Raw genomic sequence first — 14,410 nt, 5'->3', positions numbered from 1 at the left:
CGTCGGCCCGTGAGACTCTGTCGCCCATGCAGATCTGGCCCGGCCACCCCTACCCGCTCGGGGCGACGTACGACGGATCGGGCACGAACTTCGCCCTCTTCTCGTCCGTGGCGGAGCGTGTCGAGCTGTGCCTCGTCGACGACGGCGGAGCGGAGCAGCGCGTCGAGGTCACCGAGGCGGATGCGCATGTCTGGCACGTGTACCTGCCCGGCGTCGGCCCGGGTCAGCGGTACGGCTACCGCGTGCACGGCCCGTGGGATCCCGCCGAAGGGCACTGGTGCAACCCGGCCAAGTTCCTGCTCGACCCGTACGCGAAGGCGCACGACGGCGTCGTCGACGGCGACGAGTCGCTCTACTCCTACTCCTTCGGCGAGACGCCGTCGCCGACGAGCGCGCTCAACACCGCCGACTCGCGCCAGCACACGATGACGTCCGTCGTGACCAGCCCGTTCTTCGACTGGGGCCACGACCGCCCGCCGGAGCACGAGTACCACCGCAGCGTCATCTACGAGGCGCACGTGCGCGGTCTCACGAAGACCCACCCGAGCATCCCCGAGGAGATCCGCGGCTCCTACGCCGCCCTCGCGCACCCGGCCACGATCGAGCACCTGACGCAGCTCGGCGTCACCGCCATCGAGCTCATGCCCGTGCACCAGTTCGTCAACGACGCCACGCTCGTGAGCAAGGGTCTGTCCAACTACTGGGGCTACAACACGATCGGCTTCTTCGCCCCGCACAACGCGTACGCGAGCTTCGGCACCCGCGGCGAGCAGGTGCAGGAGTTCAAGACAGCGGTGAAGGCGCTGCACGAAGCGGACATCGAGGTGATCCTCGACGTCGTCTACAACCACACCGCTGAGGGCAACCACATGGGTCCGACCCTCTCGTTCCGCGGCATCGACAACGCCGCGTACTACCGCCTGGTCGACGACGACCGCCTGCACTACTTCGACACGACCGGCACGGGCAACTCCCTGCTCATGCGCTCGCCGAACGTGCTGCAGCTGATCATGGACTCGCTGCGCTACTGGGTGACGGACATGCACGTCGACGGGTTCCGCTTCGACCTGGCCGCCACCCTCGCCCGGCAGTTCCACGAGGTCGACAGGCTGAGCGCCTTCTTCGACCTCGTGCACCAGGACCCGGTCATCTCGCAGGTGAAGCTGATCGCCGAACCGTGGGACCTGGGCGACGGCGGCTACCAGGTGGGCGGGTTCCCACCGCTGTGGACGGAGTGGAACGGGCGCTACCGCGACACGGTGCGCGACTTCTGGCGCGGCGAGCCGGCCACGCTCGGCGAGTTCGCGAGCCGCCTGACCGGCTCCGCCGACCTGTACGAGCACACCGGCCGCAAGCCGATCGCCTCGATCAACTTCATCACGGCGCACGACGGCTTCACGCTCGCCGACCTCGTCTCCTACAACGAGAAGCACAACGACGCCAACGGCGAGGACAACAAGGACGGCGAGTCGCACAACCGGTCCTGGAACTGTGGCGTCGAGGGCCCCACGGACGACGAGTCGATCCGCACGCTGCGGGCGCGCCAGCAGCGCAACTTCCTCACCACGCTGCTGCTCTCCCAGGGCGTGCCGATGCTCGCGCACGGCGACGAGATCGGCCGCACGCAGCGGGGCAACAACAACGTCTACTGCCAGGACAACGAGCTCGCGTGGATGGACTGGGACGGTGTCGACGCCGCCGGCACCGCGCTCCTAGAGTTCACCCGCCAGGTCATCCGGCTCCGGAACGAGCACCCGGTCTTCCGGCGTCGTCGGTTCTTCGACGGGCGGACGACGGACGCCGACGGCCACCAGGTCGAGGACATCGCCTGGTTCACGCCGGCCGGCGCCACCATGACTCCCGAGGAGTGGAACACGGCCCAGGCCCGCGCCGTCATGGTCTTCCTGAACGGCGACGCGATCGGTGAGCCGGACGAGCGCGGTGCGCCGATCGTCGACGACTCGTTCCTCCTGCTGTTCAACGCGAACCGCGACCCGATCGACTTCGTCCTGCCGCCGGCGTACTACGGCACCGCCTGGGAGGGCGTGCTCGACACGGACTCCTCGATCGAGACCTGGCAGGTGCTCGCGGGCGGGGCGACGGTGCGGCTCGCCGCGCACAGCGTCGCGGTCCTGGGCCGGCCGAGCACGCTCCGCGAGGCCGGCACGGAGCAGGACGGGCTCCAGGCGTGAGCGCGCCGTCGCCCCGGCCCGCGCCGCGCACCCCGGTCTCGACGTACCGGCTGCAGCTCGGGCCCGACCTGACGTTCGACGACGCCCGCGCTCTCCTGCCCTACCTGGACCGGCTCGGCGTCACCGACCTGTACCTCTCCCCCGTGCTGACCGCCGCGCCGGGATCGACCCACGGGTACGACGTCGTCGACCACTCGCGGATCAGCGACGTCCTCGGCGGCCGGCCCGCCTTCGAACGGCTCGCGCGCGCGGCCCACGACCGCGGGCTCTGCGTCGTCCTCGACATCGTGCCGAACCACATGGCCGTGCCCACGCCCGCCTGGCACAACACAGCCCTGTGGTCGGTGCTCGGCCACGGCCAGGCGTCGCCGTACGCGTCGTGGTTCGACGTCGACTGGTCGGGCGACGAGCCCACGATCCTCATGCCGGTACTCGGCAGCCGCATCGGGACGGCGCTCGCCCGCGGGGAGATCGTGCCCGACGTCGCGGACGTGGGCGGGCTGGAGCAGCGCGTGCTGCGCTACCACGACCATGTGTTCCCGGTCCGTGCCGGCACCGAGAGCCTCCCGCTCGCGGAGCAGCTCGAGACGCAGCACTACCGCCTGGCCTACTGGCGGGTGGCGAACGAGGAGCTGAACTACCGGCGGTTCTTCGACGTCGGCACGCTCGTCGCGCTACGGGTCGAACGCGACGAGGTGTTCGAGGCGACCCACGCGCTCGTGCTGGAGCTCGTCGAGGCCGGGCTGGTCGACGGGCTGCGCGTGGACCACCCCGACGGTCTGGCCGACCCGCGCGGCTACCTCCGTCGCCTCGACGAGCGCACGGGCGGGGCGTGGGTGGCCGCCGAGAAGATCCTCGAGGCCGACGAGGAGCTGCCCGGTGACTGGCCGGTCGCCGGCACCACCGGGTACGACGCCGCCTGGCGCATCAACCAGGTCCTCCACGACCCGGCCGGCGCCGTCGACCTGGCCGCGCTGATGCACACCCTCACCGGCGACGCTCCCGGTGGCCTGGCCGACGTCGTCGAGGCGGCCAAGCGGCAGATCGTGGCCGAGTCGCTCTACGCCGAGGTGCACCGGTTGACGACGTTGCTCGCCGACGTCTGCGCCGACGACATCCGCCTGCGCGACCACACGTGGCGCGCCCTGCAGGACTGCCTCGTCGAGCTGCTCGTCGCGTTCGACCGCTACCGCGCCTACGTCGTGCCGGGCGAGGTGGCCCCGCCGGTGAGCGAGCACGTCGTCGCCGAGGCGGCGCAGCGGGCACGGGAACGTCTGGACGCCGAGCGCGGCGACACGCTCGACGTCGTCGTCGACCTGGTGCTCGGGCGGGAGGCGGGAAGCGCGGGCCGGCTGCGAGAGGCGCGGCGCGACGAGATCGTCGTCCGCTTCCAGCAGGTGTGCGGAGCCGTGATGGCGAAGGGCGTCGAGGACACGGCGTTCTACCGGTGGACGCATCTCGTGAGCCTGTGCGAGGTCGGCGGTTCGCCGGGGACGTTCGCGATCGGCCCGGACGTCCTCCACGCCTGGGCGGCTCGCGCTCAGGCGCGCTGGCCCGCGGGGATGACCGCCGGCACGACCCACGACACGAAGCGTGGTGCCGACGTCCGCGCGCGTCTCGGCGTCCTGTCGGAGTACGCCGGCGAGTGGACGGCGCAGGTCGGCCTGCTCCGCACCGTCACGGAGCCGGTCCGCCCGGCGCAGCTGGACGGCCGCACCGAGAACCTCCTGTGGCAGACGCTCGCCGGGACGTGGACCGCCGACGGCCCGATCGACGCGGATCGGCTCACGCACTACCTGCTCAAGGCCGCGCGGGAGGCCAAGGACTGGACGAGCTGGACCGACGGCGACGAGGAGCGTGAGCGGGACCTCGTGACGTTCGCGACGGCGGTCCTCGCCGAGCCCGCCGTGCGGGACCTGATGCTCGACTGGGTCCGCCGCACAGAGCGATCGGTGCGGACGGCGACGCTCGGCCAGGTGCTCCTCCAGCTGACGCTGCCCGGCGTCGCCGACGTGTACCAGGGCACGGAGACGACGACGGTGGCCCTCGTGGACCCGGACAACAGGCGCCCGGTCGACCATGCCGCGCTGGCGGCGGCGCTGGACCGCCTCGAGCGGTCCGGCGGCGGCCTCCCGCCGGGGCTCGCGGACGCGAAGCTCGCTCTCGTCGCCGCTGCGCTGCACGCCCGGCGCTCCCACCCGGACGCGGTGCGCGGCGCGGACGCGGGGTACACGCCGCTGCCGACCTCCACCGGGCACGCCGTCGCGTACGCGCGCACCGGACGCGGAGTACCGCGGATCGTGGCCGTCGTCGCCCGCCTCCAACGGCAGCTGGACCGCCTCGGCGGGTGGGGCGAGCACACGCTCGTGCTGCCGGAGGGCCCGTCGACGGGCGTCGCGTGGATCGATGCGCTCGCACCCGGACGGAGCTGGGAGCCGGGCTCGCACCGGCTCACCGACCTTCTCGGCGACGCCCCGGTCGCCCTCCTCGTGGCGGCCCCGTGAACGCGCCGCTCGAGGTCTGGGCACCACGCGCCGAGCGGGTGGACGTCGTGATCGACGACGAGCCGCACCCGTTGACGCCGACGGCCGAGGGCTGGTGGCGCTGGGCGGCGGGCGTTCCCGCCGGCACCGACTACGCGTTCTCCCTCGACGGCGGCTCGGCCCGGCCCGACCCGCGCAGCCCGTGGCAGCCGCACGGCGTCCACGGCGTCTCGCGCACGTTCGACGTCCGAGCGCACCGCTGGTCCGACGGCGACTGGCCCGGTCGCGACGTCCGCGACGCCGTGCTGTACGAGCTGCACGTCGGCACGTTCACGGCCGGTGGGACGCTGGACGACGCCGCCGAGCGTCTCGAGCACCTCGCGCGCCTCGGCGTGACGATGATCGAGCTGATGCCGGTCGCGGCCTTCAACGGGCGGCACGGGTGGGGGTACGACGGCGTCGCGCTGTACGCCGTCCACGAGGAGTACGGCGGTCCCGCTGCGCTGCAGCGCTTCGTCGACGCCGCGCACCGCGCCGGCATCGCCGTGTGCCTCGACGTCGTCTACAACCACCTCGGCCCGAGCGGCAACTACCTCGCGGAGTTCGGGCCGTACTTCACGCAGGCGCACTCCACTCCCTGGGGCGCCGCGGTCAACCTCGACGGCGCCGGCTCCGCCGAGGTGCGCGCGTTCGTGGTCGAGAACGCGCTGCGCTGGCTGCGCGACTTCCACGTCGACGCGCTGCGGCTCGACGCCGTGCACGCGCTCGTCGACGACTCGCCCGTGCACCTCCTGGCCGAGCTGTCCGCGCGTGTCGCGGCGCTCGCCGTCGAGCTGGACCGCCCGCTCTCCCTGGTCGCCGAGTCCGACCTGAACGACGCGCGCATGGTCACGCCGGTCGTCGACGGCGGGCTGGGCATGACCGCGCAGTGGGACGACGACGTGCACCACGCCCTGCACGCGCTCCTCACCGGGGAACGGCACGGCTACTACGTCGACTTCGGGGCATCGTCGACGTTCCGCAAGGCGGTCGAGGACGTGTTCGTGCACGACGGCGCGTACTCGACGTTCCGGGGCCGCGCGTGGGGTGCGCCGGTGCCGGCGGACGTCGACGGCCACCGGTTCGTGGCATTCTCGGCGAACCATGACCAGGTCGGGAACCGCGCACTCGGGGACCGCCCGGGCCGGACGCTCGACGCCGCCGCGCTCGCCGCAGCGGCGGCGCTCGTCCTCTGGTCGCCGTTCGTGCCGATGCTCTTCATGGGCGAGGAGTGGGGCGCGTCGACGCCGTGGCTGTACTTCACCGACCACCCCGAGGCCGAGCTCGGCGCGGCTGTGACGGCAGGTCGCGCGCGCGAGTTCGGCACCCACGGCTGGGCCGACCTGTACGGGGACGGCACGCTGACCGTCCCCGACCCGCAGGACCCGGCCACGTTCGCCGCGAGCAGGCTCGACTGGGCGGAGCCCGGGCACGGCGAGCATGCCCGCCTGCTCGCCTGGCACCGCGACGTCATCGCGCTGCGGGCGGCGACGCCCGACCTCGCCTCCGGCGACCGGTCCGCCACGCGCGTGGAGCACGCGGACGACGGCGCGTGGCTCGTGCTGTACCGGGGTAGCCACGCCGTCGTCGTCGCCCGGACCGACTCCCCCGCCAGCGTCCCCGTCGCCGGCGCCGGGGAGCTCGTGCTGGCCTGGGACCCGCCGTCGACCGTCGTGAGCAGCGACGCCGTCGCCCTCCCCGGGCGCGGCACGGCACTCGTGCGCAGGAGCGGGCACCGATGACGCGGCTACGGTGACGTCATGGCGACCCTGTTCACCCGCATCATCGACGGCGAGCTTCCCGGCCGGTTCGTGTGGGCCGACGACGTGTGCGTCGTCCTGCTCACGATCGAGCCGATCACGAACGGGCACGCGATGGTCGTGCCGCGCACCGAGGTCACGCAATGGCTGGACGCGTCCGACGAGCTCATGGCGCGCCTCGTGAGCGTGGCCCGACGCGTCGGGACAGCCCAGCTCGAGGAGTTCGGCGGGGAGCGCGCCGGGCTGCTCGTCGAGGGCTACGGCGTGCCGCACCTGCACGTGCACGTGTGGCCGACGTCGTCGCCGGCCGACTTCGACGTGCACCGCGTGCAGCGCGACCTGCCGGCCGCCGTGCTGGACGAGCACGCGGCGCGGCTGCGGGACCGCCTCGCGTCGCAGGGCCACGCGCTCGAGGTCGCCGAGGCCCTCGAGCTCAGCTGAGCGTCGAGTCCTACCAGCGTGGCTTGCGCCGTCGGCGACTGGCGCTGATCTGCGCGTCGGCGAGCTCTCGCACGGATCCGTCCGCTTCCGACGGCGAGTAGCCACCCGCATAGCCGGACCCGGCGAGAGGGGTACTGACGCTCCAGCCGTCCGTCACGACCTTCAGCGTGAGAGTCCGACTCAGGGAATCTGCCACGGCCACGGGGCAACCCTCAGCCGCGAGGCACTCGGCGAGAAGAGCGCGAAGACGGTCTTGCTCGGCTCGGACGTCGACGTGCTCGGGTGCGACGAGGTCGTCCGGAGCGACCCAAGCCCGACGGTCCCGGGGAAGCACCATCGCTCCCCAACCGTCATATCTTGCTCCGTGCCGTTCCGCGAGTAGCACAACCTCCCTCGTGAACGCTTCCGCGGAAGCTGTGTCGACCGCATCCTCCCGCTCGAACTCCAGCCGAAGGCTGCGGATACCCGGCTTGCGCTGATAGACGTGGAACCCGGCTTCCTCTAGCGCAGCCTGAAGGGCGTCAGCGGTGCGGCGGGGAACGCGAAGAGCATGATCGACCGATCTCGGTGTCTCGACCTCGTCGTTCCTCCGCTCGCGCTCCGCAACGAGCGCCGATGTGCTGGCGAGGATGTCCTCGATGCTCATGGCGCTGACCGTACTGCGGCCTCGTCAGCGTGGTGGCGAAATCGTCGTGGCTCGAGACCTCCACGCGTGAGTGACTCTCAGGTGCTTCACAGGTGCGCCTCAGTACCGTCGGCCTCCCCGGCGGGGCCGCCGAACGGTCTGAACGCACACAAGGAGATGTCCCTGATGCACACCCTCAAGACGATCGCGACGTGGACCGGGATCACCCTCACCGGATTGTGTGGTGTCGTGCTGCTTGGCGGCGGCAAGGTGACATCGGGGTTTCTCCTGGTTGCTACTGCTTTCGTCATGGTTCTCCCGGTCGTGCGCGGCAAGCTCCCTCTCTGGGCTCGCATCGGGCTGATCTGTGCCGTGTTCGGTGTGGTGATGTTGAACATCTCCACCACGGAGCTCCCGGGTTCCTCGAACGGCATGGTGATGGCATGCGCGGATGAATCTGCTCGGACGTTTACGCCGACCGGGTTCACGTTCTGGGATCAGGTGAGGTACATCTTCGGCAGCTTTCTCGCTCAAGCGGCGCCCTCCTGAGCCAGCCAGGCTACGTTCAGCGGACCGGCCGCGTGGTGAGCGCGCCGAGCCGCGACAGGGCCCGGTAGTACTTCTTGCGGTAGCCGCCCGAGAGCATGCGCTCGCTGAAGATGTCGCGCGGGGCGGTGCCGCCGAGGCGCACCGGCACGTCACGGTCGTAGAGGCGGTCCACGAGCACGACGAGGCGCAGGCCCACGAGGTCGTCGTCCACGGGGTGCGCGCCGGTGAGCCCGACGAGCGGGAGCCCGTCGACGAGCGCCCCGTAGCGGGACGGGTGCAGCCGGGCGAGGTGCGCGAGCACGCCGTCGAACTCGTCTAGCGACGCACCCGGCATGGCGGCGACGGCGGCGCGGACCGCGTCGTCGCCCGCCGCCTCGCCGGACGGGAGCCCGCTGCGGTGCCGGTAGTCCTCGCCGTCGAGCCGCAGGACGTCGAACCGGCCCGCCAGCGCCTGGATCTCGCGCAGGAAGTCCTCCGCCGCGAACCGGCCGGCGCCGAGAGCCTCCGGCAGGGTGTTCGACGTCGCGACGGGGCGGACGCCGCGGTCCGTGAGCTCGCGCAGCAGGCGGGACATCAGGAGGGTGTCGCCGGGGTCGTCCAACTCGAACTCGTCGATCCCCACCACGGCGAACCCGCTCAGGGCCTCCACGCACGCCGCGAACCCCAGCGCGCCGACGAGGTGGGTGTACTCGACGAACGTGCCGTACGCGGCGCGCTCCTGCCCGACGGCGTGTGCGAGCGAGGCCAGGAGATGCGTCTTGCCCACGCCGTAGCCGCCGTCGAGGTAGAGGCCGCGTCCCTCGGTCCGCGCGGCGCGACGCCCGAACAGCCGCCGCGACGACGCCGACGCCACCTCCGCCGCGACCTGCTCCACCCGGGCCAGGGCGGCGGCCTGCGACGGGTGCGCCGGGTCCGGCTGATACGTGGCGAACCGGGCCTGCGCGAACTGCGGCGGGGGCACGAGGGAGGCGAGGAGGTCGTGCGCGTTCGGCGCGGGCACCCGATCGGTCAGGGAGACGGTCACCGTGCCCTGCACCCTCGGGGCGTCGGGCACGGACGCGGCGCGCGGCACGTGGGACACGGGCAGCAGGGTACGTCCGCGAGCCGGAGCGGGCCGAACCGCAGGGTCGCCGTCGGGCGCACTACGCTCGTGCTCGTCCGAGCAGCGTCACCCGAAAGGCCGCACCCGTGCCGCAGACCGTCATCGTCCTCACCGAGAACACCCTCAAGCCCGTCGACGCCCAGCACATCGTCGGCCTGCACGAGGGTCAGGACGTCACGTACGAGGTGCTCGTGCCCGCCGACACGGAGCGCAACGTCGTCGCCGAGATCATCGACCACCTCAGTCTCTTCGAGCTGAAGAAGGCGTGGGACGACATGATCGGCAAGGAGCCGTCGGACGCACAGGCGCGGGCGACGGCGCACGACGCCGTGGCCGGTTCGGTGGCGGCGCTCGAGGCGGAAGGGGCGACGGCGCAGGGCTCCGTCGTGGCCGACGACCCGATCCCCGCGCTCCGCCAGGCCCTCGCGAACACCGGCGCGGGCGAGATCGTCGTCGTCACGTACGCGAAGCCGCTCGAGGACACGTTCCACCGCGACTGGGCCTCCCGCGCCCGCGAGGAGCTCGGCGTGCCCGTGCTGCACTTCTACTCGGGCACGTCCTACGTGGGCTGAGCCGCCCGCGTCCGCCCCGCGCGGCTCCACGGGTGGTGCCGCCGGAACTTGCGGACCTGGTTGACCATGGCGGCGACGACGTACGCCCACCTCCGCGGGTCGCGTTCCGCCGCGTAGTACAGCGGGTTCGTGACAGCACCGCGCCGCCGCAGAGCGCTGACCTGCCGGCGCTGCGCCGGGTCGAGGTAGCGGCGCAGGAGCGCCAGCGGGACGAGCGTGAACAGGTGCTCGTGGACGCCGAGCTCCAGGTGCGGGGTAGGCGCCGCGGAGTTCCCGGCATCGGCCCGCGGCGCCCGGGGACCGAACGCGTCGACGTACATGCGCGCCACGTTGTACCCGGACGCCGTCACCGCGAAGCCGCTCCGCCCCACCCGCGGGTTCACCTCGAGGACCCGCCAGACGCCGTCCGGGCCGCGCTTGAGGTCGACGTTCGCGAACCCCACCCATCCCGCCTCGCGCAGGAGCTCTCCGACGGCGGTGATCGTCTCGAGCGCGCCGGGTTCCGCACGAGCGTCGCGCGTGAGCTGCGCCACCGAGTTGCCGAGCGCGCTCGGCGTGTGGTCCTCGAGGAGCACCTGGCCGAGCTGGGCGAACGTCACGTCGCCGCCTCCGCCTGCGCGCGGAGCGCAGAACACGTTCACGGCGCCCATCGCGTCGTCGCCGCCCGGCACGTACTCCTGGGCGAGCACCCGCCCGGAGAACCGTGCGGCGGCCATCGCGGCGAGCACCGCGTCGAGCTCGTCCGGAGTGTGCACCAGGTGGACCTTCGCCTTCCCGGTGTAGCTGACGTCGTGGATCTCGCTCGTCGAGGCCGCCTTGAGGACCTGCGGGTAGCCGACGAGCGCGCCGGTGTGGTCGTCGCGGCCCGGCACGAGCACGCGGGTCGCCGGGTGCGGGACCCCGGCGGCGGCGCACCTCGCCATGAGCTCCGCCTTGTCGCCGATCGCGTCGACGACCGGCGCCGGCGCGTACGGCACCACGAGGACGTCCTCGAGCCGGTGCCGCTCCGCGACGAGCTGCTGGACGAGCCAGTCGGCGCTGCCGAGGACGAGCGGCGGGCCGCCGGGCTCCGCCGCGATCCCGCGGAGCGTCTCGACGAGCACGTCCGGGTCGGCGAGGTCCGGGACGATCCGCAGGTCCACGATCCGCGACCGGGCCACGGCCCCGGTCGCGAGAGTGGCGAGCACGACCGTGCGCACGCCGTACGCCTCGTGGAACGCGCGGGCCGTGGCGTAGGCACCGATGTCGCCGCCGACGACGACGGGCCGGGGGGCGCTCGCTGCTCGGGGGGCGCTCGCGTGCGCCGGAGGCTCGGACATCGCTGGGTAGCGTAGCCCGGCGTGCCGGGCCGACCGGTGCCGCACCCGAGGAACTAGCCTGGGGGCGTGATCGGACAGGGCAGTTCGGGCAGCTCGGGGAGTCCGGCCCTGCCGCCCGACTTCGAGGCCGCGCTGCTGAGCCTGCGCGGGCACCGCCTGCGCCCGGAGATCCACCTCGAAGAGGTGCCGCCACCGACCCGCATCGCGCCGTGGGCGCTCGCCCTGACCGGCGAGGTGAACACGACCCGTGACCCGGACACGCTGCTCGCGAACGGACGGTTCGTCGTCCTCCACGACCCGGAGGGTCAGGAGGCGTGGCGCGGCACGTTCCGGGTGGTCGTGCTCGCCCGGGCGAAGCTGGAGGACGACGTCGGGGCCGATCCGCTGCTCGGCGAGGTCGGCTGGAGCTGGCTCACCGACTCGTTGCGCGACTTCGACGTCGGGTACCACTCGCTCTCCGGCACGGTGACCCGCGTGCTCTCGGAGAGCTTCGGCGGGCTCGAGCTGCGCGAGCAGGAGGTCGAGATCGAGCTCCGGGCCTCGTGGACGCCGTCGTCCACCGACCTGGGACCGCACCTGCGGGCGTGGGCCGCGACGACGGCGTGGGCCGGAGGGCTCCCGCCCCTGCCGGAGAACGTGACGAGCCTGGCCCCGCGGCGTTGAGCACTGCCGACGACGCCGTCCGGCTCTCCCAGTCCGGGGCGCGGGTCCGGTTCGGCTGGGGACCGCAGGCGGTGCGGCGCTTCCCCGCGACCCATGTGGTCGTCGTCGACGTCCTGCGCTTCACGACGGCCGTCGACGTCGCCGTCTCCCACGGAGCGCGCGTACATCCGTACCGGTGGCGGGACGGCGGCGCGGGCCACCTGGCCGCGGAGACGGGCGCACACCTGGCCGACGGGTCGTCCTCGCCGTACTCCCTGTCCCCCGCCAGCCTGGCCGGGCTGAACCCGGGGGACGCCGTCGTCCTCCCCTCCCCGAACGGCTCGACGTGCGCGGCCCTGGCCCACGAGCGGGGCGCCGTCGTGCTCGCCGCGTGCCTGCGCAACGCGGCGGCCGTCGCCGCCTGGCTGGACGGGACCGGCGCCGAGGACGTGCTGGTCGTCGCGTGCGGCGAGCAGTGGCCGGACGGGGCCGGTCTCCGGCCGGCGCTGGAGGACGAGCTCGGCGCGGCGGCCGTCGTCGCGCAGCTGGGCGGTTCCCGGTCCGCCGAGGCCGACGCCGCGGCCCGGCTGTGGACGGCGTGCGCCGACGGCGCCGCGGATCTCGTGCGCGGATCGGCGTCCGCGGCCGAGGCTCGCAGCCGGGGCTGGCACGACGACCTGGAGCTGGCGTGCCGGGTCGGGGCCTCCGACGCGGTTCCTCTCCTGCTCGACGGCGCGTTCTCGGACGGCTCCAGGCGGTAGTCCCTGGCGGGGGTGGTCAGGCGCTGCCAGACTCCCGCCATGCGATTCCGAGCGGTCGTGGAGCTGGGTGGGAAGACGGCGACGGGCATCCCGGTGCCGGACGACGTCGTCGCGACGCTGGGTTCCGGCAAGCGGCCGGCGGTCACCGTCACGGTGGGCGGGCACACCTACCGCACGACCGTCGCGCCGATGGGAGGCCGGTACTTCGTGCCCCTGAGCGCCGAGAACCGCGCCGCCGCGGGCGTCGCCGCCGGTGACGACGTCGACGTCGAGATCGCCCTCGACACGGCGCCGCGCGTCATCGAGGTCCCCGCGGACCTGGCCGCCGCGCTCGACGACGAACCCGAGGCCCGGCGCTTCTTCGACTCGCTCTCCTACAGCAACCAGCGGTTCCACACCGAGTCCGTGACGGGCGCGAAGCAGCCCGAGACGCGGGCACGGCGCGTCGCCAAGGTCGTCGAGACGATGCGGGCCGGCCGCGCCCGCTGAGGCGCCGGCTCACCGCGTCCGCGGCGAGGCTGGCCGGAGAGAGGCCCGCGCGGACGTAAGTTTGTCCGCATGACGAACCCGACGCCGTTGCTCGAGCCGGCGGACGGCGTCCCGCCCGTCATCACGACCGACGCCGCGCTGACCGAGTACGTCGAGGCAGTGGCACGTGCGGACGGCGCGGTCGCCGTCGACGCCGAACGTGCCTCCGGCTACCGGTACGGCCAGCGCGCCTACCTCGTGCAGATCCGTCGCCTGGGCGCCGGGACGGCGCTCATCGACCCGATCGCGTGCCCGGACCTCAGCGGACTGTCAGCCGCGCTCGGCGACGCCGAGTGGGTGCTGCACGCGGCGAACCAGGACCTGCCGTGCCTCGCGGAGGTCGGGCTCGTGCCGCGGCACGTCTTCGACACGGAGCTCGCCGGACGGCTGCTGGGCCGCGAACGCGTGGGCCTCGCGGCGATCGTCGAGCAGGAGCTCGGACTCACGCTCGCGAAGGAGCACTCCGCCGTCGACTGGTCCACCCGCCCGCTCCGCGAGGACTGGCTGCGGTACGCAGCGCTCGACGTCGAGGTGCTCGTCGAGCTGCGCGACGCGCTCGAGCGCGACCTCGTCCGCGCCGGCAAGGCCGAGTGGGCCCGCGAGGAGTTCGAGGCGCTGCGCCTCGCCCCGCCGCCGGCGCCCCGACCGGAGCCGTGGCGCCGGACGTCGGGGTCCCACGCGGTGCGGGACCCCCGTCAGCTCGCGGTGATGCGGGCGCTCTGGGTCGAGCGCGACGCCGTCGGGCAGGAGCGGGACATCGCGCCCGGCCGGGTGCTCCCGGATCGGGCCATCGTTGCCGCAGCGACGGCCCTGCCGCGTACCGAGGCGGCGCTCGCCGGACTTCGGGAGTTCTCCGGGCGCGGCGCGAAGCGGCGTCTCGCCCGCTGGTGGGGCGCGGTCGCGGACGCTCTCGCGCTCGACGCGTCCGAGCTGCCCGCCCGCCGCGGGCCGAGCCGCGACACGCTGCCGCCGCCGCGAGCCTGGGCGGACCGCAACCCCGAGGCTGCGGAGCGGCTCCGCGCGGTGCGGGCGCGCGTTCGTGAGCTCGCCGCGGCGAACACGCTCCCCCAGGAGAACCTCCTGGCGCCCGACACCCAGCGGCGGCTCTCCTGGGAGCCCCCGTCGCCGGCCACGGACGAGGCGGTGGTGTCACGGTTGGCGGCGCTGGGAGCGCGGCCGTGGCAGATCGCGCTCGTCGCTGCGCCGCTCGCGGCGGCCGTGCGCGACCCGGCGTCGGTTCCCGAGCCGGCGTCAGAGCCGGAGCCGGCACCCGACGCCTGAGCCGGCCCCCTCCTGAGCGCCCGGAACCACGACCGCCACCCCGCCGAGTGCGTGGTGTCTCCCGTCCACCCTCGGCGTGTCGCGGGAGACGTCACGCACTCGGCGGAGCCTTGGCG

At 73.4% G+C, this 14,410-nt stretch carries 13 protein-coding genes; 10 read left to right on the top strand and 3 right to left on the bottom strand.

The features are described 5' to 3' along the window. Positions 1-26 precede the first annotated feature (26 nt). The 4 genes from glgX to BCAV_RS09930 are packed head-to-tail and all read left to right on the top strand — an operon-like array spanning position 27 to position 6,915. Positions 27-2,192, top strand: coding sequence for a glycogen debranching protein GlgX (gene glgX, locus BCAV_RS09945; protein ID WP_015882468.1), 2,166 nt, complete (start codon positions 27-29; stop codon positions 2,190-2,192). After that, positions 2,189-4,696 carry a malto-oligosyltrehalose synthase gene (gene treY / locus BCAV_RS09940; RefSeq protein ID WP_015882467.1) on the top strand — a complete coding sequence of 836 codons (2,508 nt, stop codon included), beginning with the start codon at positions 2,189-2,191 and terminating at the stop codon, positions 4,694-4,696. Before glgX ends, treY begins: the two co-directional genes overlap by 4 nt. Then, positions 4,693-6,456 carry a malto-oligosyltrehalose trehalohydrolase gene (gene treZ / locus BCAV_RS09935; RefSeq protein ID WP_015882466.1) on the top strand — a complete coding sequence of 588 codons (1,764 nt, stop codon included), beginning with the start codon at positions 4,693-4,695 and terminating at the stop codon, positions 6,454-6,456. Before treY ends, treZ begins: the two co-directional genes overlap by 4 nt. An 18-nt stretch (positions 6,457-6,474) precedes the next feature. Beyond that, positions 6,475-6,915: an HIT family protein gene (locus BCAV_RS09930; RefSeq protein ID WP_015882465.1), complete on the top strand. Its 441-nt coding sequence runs from the start codon at positions 6,475-6,477 to the stop codon at positions 6,913-6,915. A 10-nt stretch (positions 6,916-6,925) separates the two neighbouring features. Here BCAV_RS09930 and BCAV_RS09925 read toward each other — a convergent pair whose 3' ends face one another. Continuing rightward, on the bottom strand, positions 6,926-7,561 hold the full coding sequence (locus tag BCAV_RS09925; RefSeq protein WP_043346959.1) for a ribonuclease E inhibitor RraB: 636 nt from the start codon (positions 7,559-7,561) through the stop codon (positions 6,926-6,928). Between the two features lie 165 nt (positions 7,562-7,726). Between BCAV_RS09925 and BCAV_RS09920 the strand changes: the two genes are divergently transcribed. Further along, positions 7,727-8,089 (top strand): hypothetical protein, encoded by a 363-nt coding sequence (locus tag BCAV_RS09920; RefSeq protein WP_015882464.1) that lies wholly within the window; start codon positions 7,727-7,729, stop codon positions 8,087-8,089. Between the two features lie 16 nt (positions 8,090-8,105). Here the strand turns inward: BCAV_RS09920 and zapE are convergent, their stop codons facing one another. Next, positions 8,106-9,170, bottom strand: a complete 1,065-nt coding sequence (gene zapE, locus BCAV_RS09915; RefSeq protein WP_015882463.1) for a cell division protein ZapE — start codon at positions 9,168-9,170, stop codon at positions 8,106-8,108. Between the two features lie 107 nt (positions 9,171-9,277). Here zapE and BCAV_RS09910 point away from each other — a divergent pair, with 107 nt between their 5' ends. Beyond that, a complete protein-coding gene (locus tag BCAV_RS09910) occupies positions 9,278-9,763 on the top strand; it encodes a hypothetical protein (protein ID WP_015882462.1) in 486 nt (161 codons plus the stop codon). On the opposite strand, the gene BCAV_RS09905 is transcribed toward BCAV_RS09910, so the two are convergent. After that, on the bottom strand, positions 9,751-11,082 hold the full coding sequence (locus BCAV_RS09905) for a carboxylate--amine ligase (RefSeq protein ID WP_015882461.1): 1,332 nt from the start codon (positions 11,080-11,082) through the stop codon (positions 9,751-9,753). The genes BCAV_RS09910 and BCAV_RS09905 overlap by 13 nt on opposite strands. Before the next feature lie 66 nt (positions 11,083-11,148). Between BCAV_RS09905 and BCAV_RS09900 the strand changes: the two genes are divergently transcribed. The 4 genes from BCAV_RS09900 to BCAV_RS09885 all read left to right on the top strand — a co-directional run bounded on the left by BCAV_RS09900 (position 11,149) and on the right by BCAV_RS09885 (position 14,294). Next, entirely contained in the window at positions 11,149-11,745 is a 597-nt protein-coding gene (locus BCAV_RS09900; protein WP_015882460.1) for a DUF3000 domain-containing protein, read from the top strand. After that, positions 11,742-12,485 (top strand): 2-phosphosulfolactate phosphatase, encoded by a 744-nt coding sequence (locus BCAV_RS09895; RefSeq protein ID WP_015882459.1) that lies wholly within the window; start codon positions 11,742-11,744, stop codon positions 12,483-12,485. Before BCAV_RS09900 ends, BCAV_RS09895 begins: the two co-directional genes overlap by 4 nt. 39 nt (positions 12,486-12,524) lie before the next feature. After that, complete coding sequence (locus BCAV_RS09890) at positions 12,525-12,974, top strand: YdeI/OmpD-associated family protein (protein WP_015882458.1); 450 nt, start codon at positions 12,525-12,527, stop codon at positions 12,972-12,974. 69 nt (positions 12,975-13,043) lie between these two features. After that, entirely contained in the window at positions 13,044-14,294 is a 1,251-nt protein-coding gene (locus tag BCAV_RS09885; RefSeq protein WP_015882457.1) for an HRDC domain-containing protein, read from the top strand. Positions 14,295-14,410: the final 116 nt, after the last annotated feature.

Source organism: Beutenbergia cavernae DSM 12333 (assembly GCF_000023105.1).
Taxonomy (GTDB): Bacteria; Actinomycetota; Actinomycetes; order Actinomycetales; family Beutenbergiaceae; genus Beutenbergia; species Beutenbergia cavernae.
This window is presented reverse-complemented; position numbering and strand designations above follow the sequence as displayed.

Bases quoted from the DNA above. Each gene is read 5' to 3' on its own strand.
- glgX (WP_015882468.1), top strand. From the start codon at position 27: ATGCAGATCTGGCCCGGCCACCCCTACCCGCTCGGGGCGACGTACGAC.
- BCAV_RS09930 (WP_015882465.1), top strand. From the start codon at position 6,475: ATGGCGACCCTGTTCACCCGCATCATCGACGGCGAGCTTCCCGGCCGG.
- BCAV_RS09925 (WP_043346959.1), bottom strand. From the start codon at position 7,561: ATGAGCATCGAGGACATCCTCGCCAGCACATCGGCGCTCGTTGCGGAG.
- BCAV_RS09920 (WP_015882464.1), top strand. From the start codon at position 7,727: ATGCACACCCTCAAGACGATCGCGACGTGGACCGGGATCACCCTCACC.
- BCAV_RS09905 (WP_015882461.1), bottom strand. From the start codon at position 11,082: ATGTCCGAGCCTCCGGCGCACGCGAGCGCCCCCCGAGCAGCGAGCGCC.
- BCAV_RS09890 (WP_015882458.1), top strand. From the start codon at position 12,525: ATGCGATTCCGAGCGGTCGTGGAGCTGGGTGGGAAGACGGCGACGGGC.
- BCAV_RS09885 (WP_015882457.1), top strand. From the start codon at position 13,044: ATGACGAACCCGACGCCGTTGCTCGAGCCGGCGGACGGCGTCCCGCCC.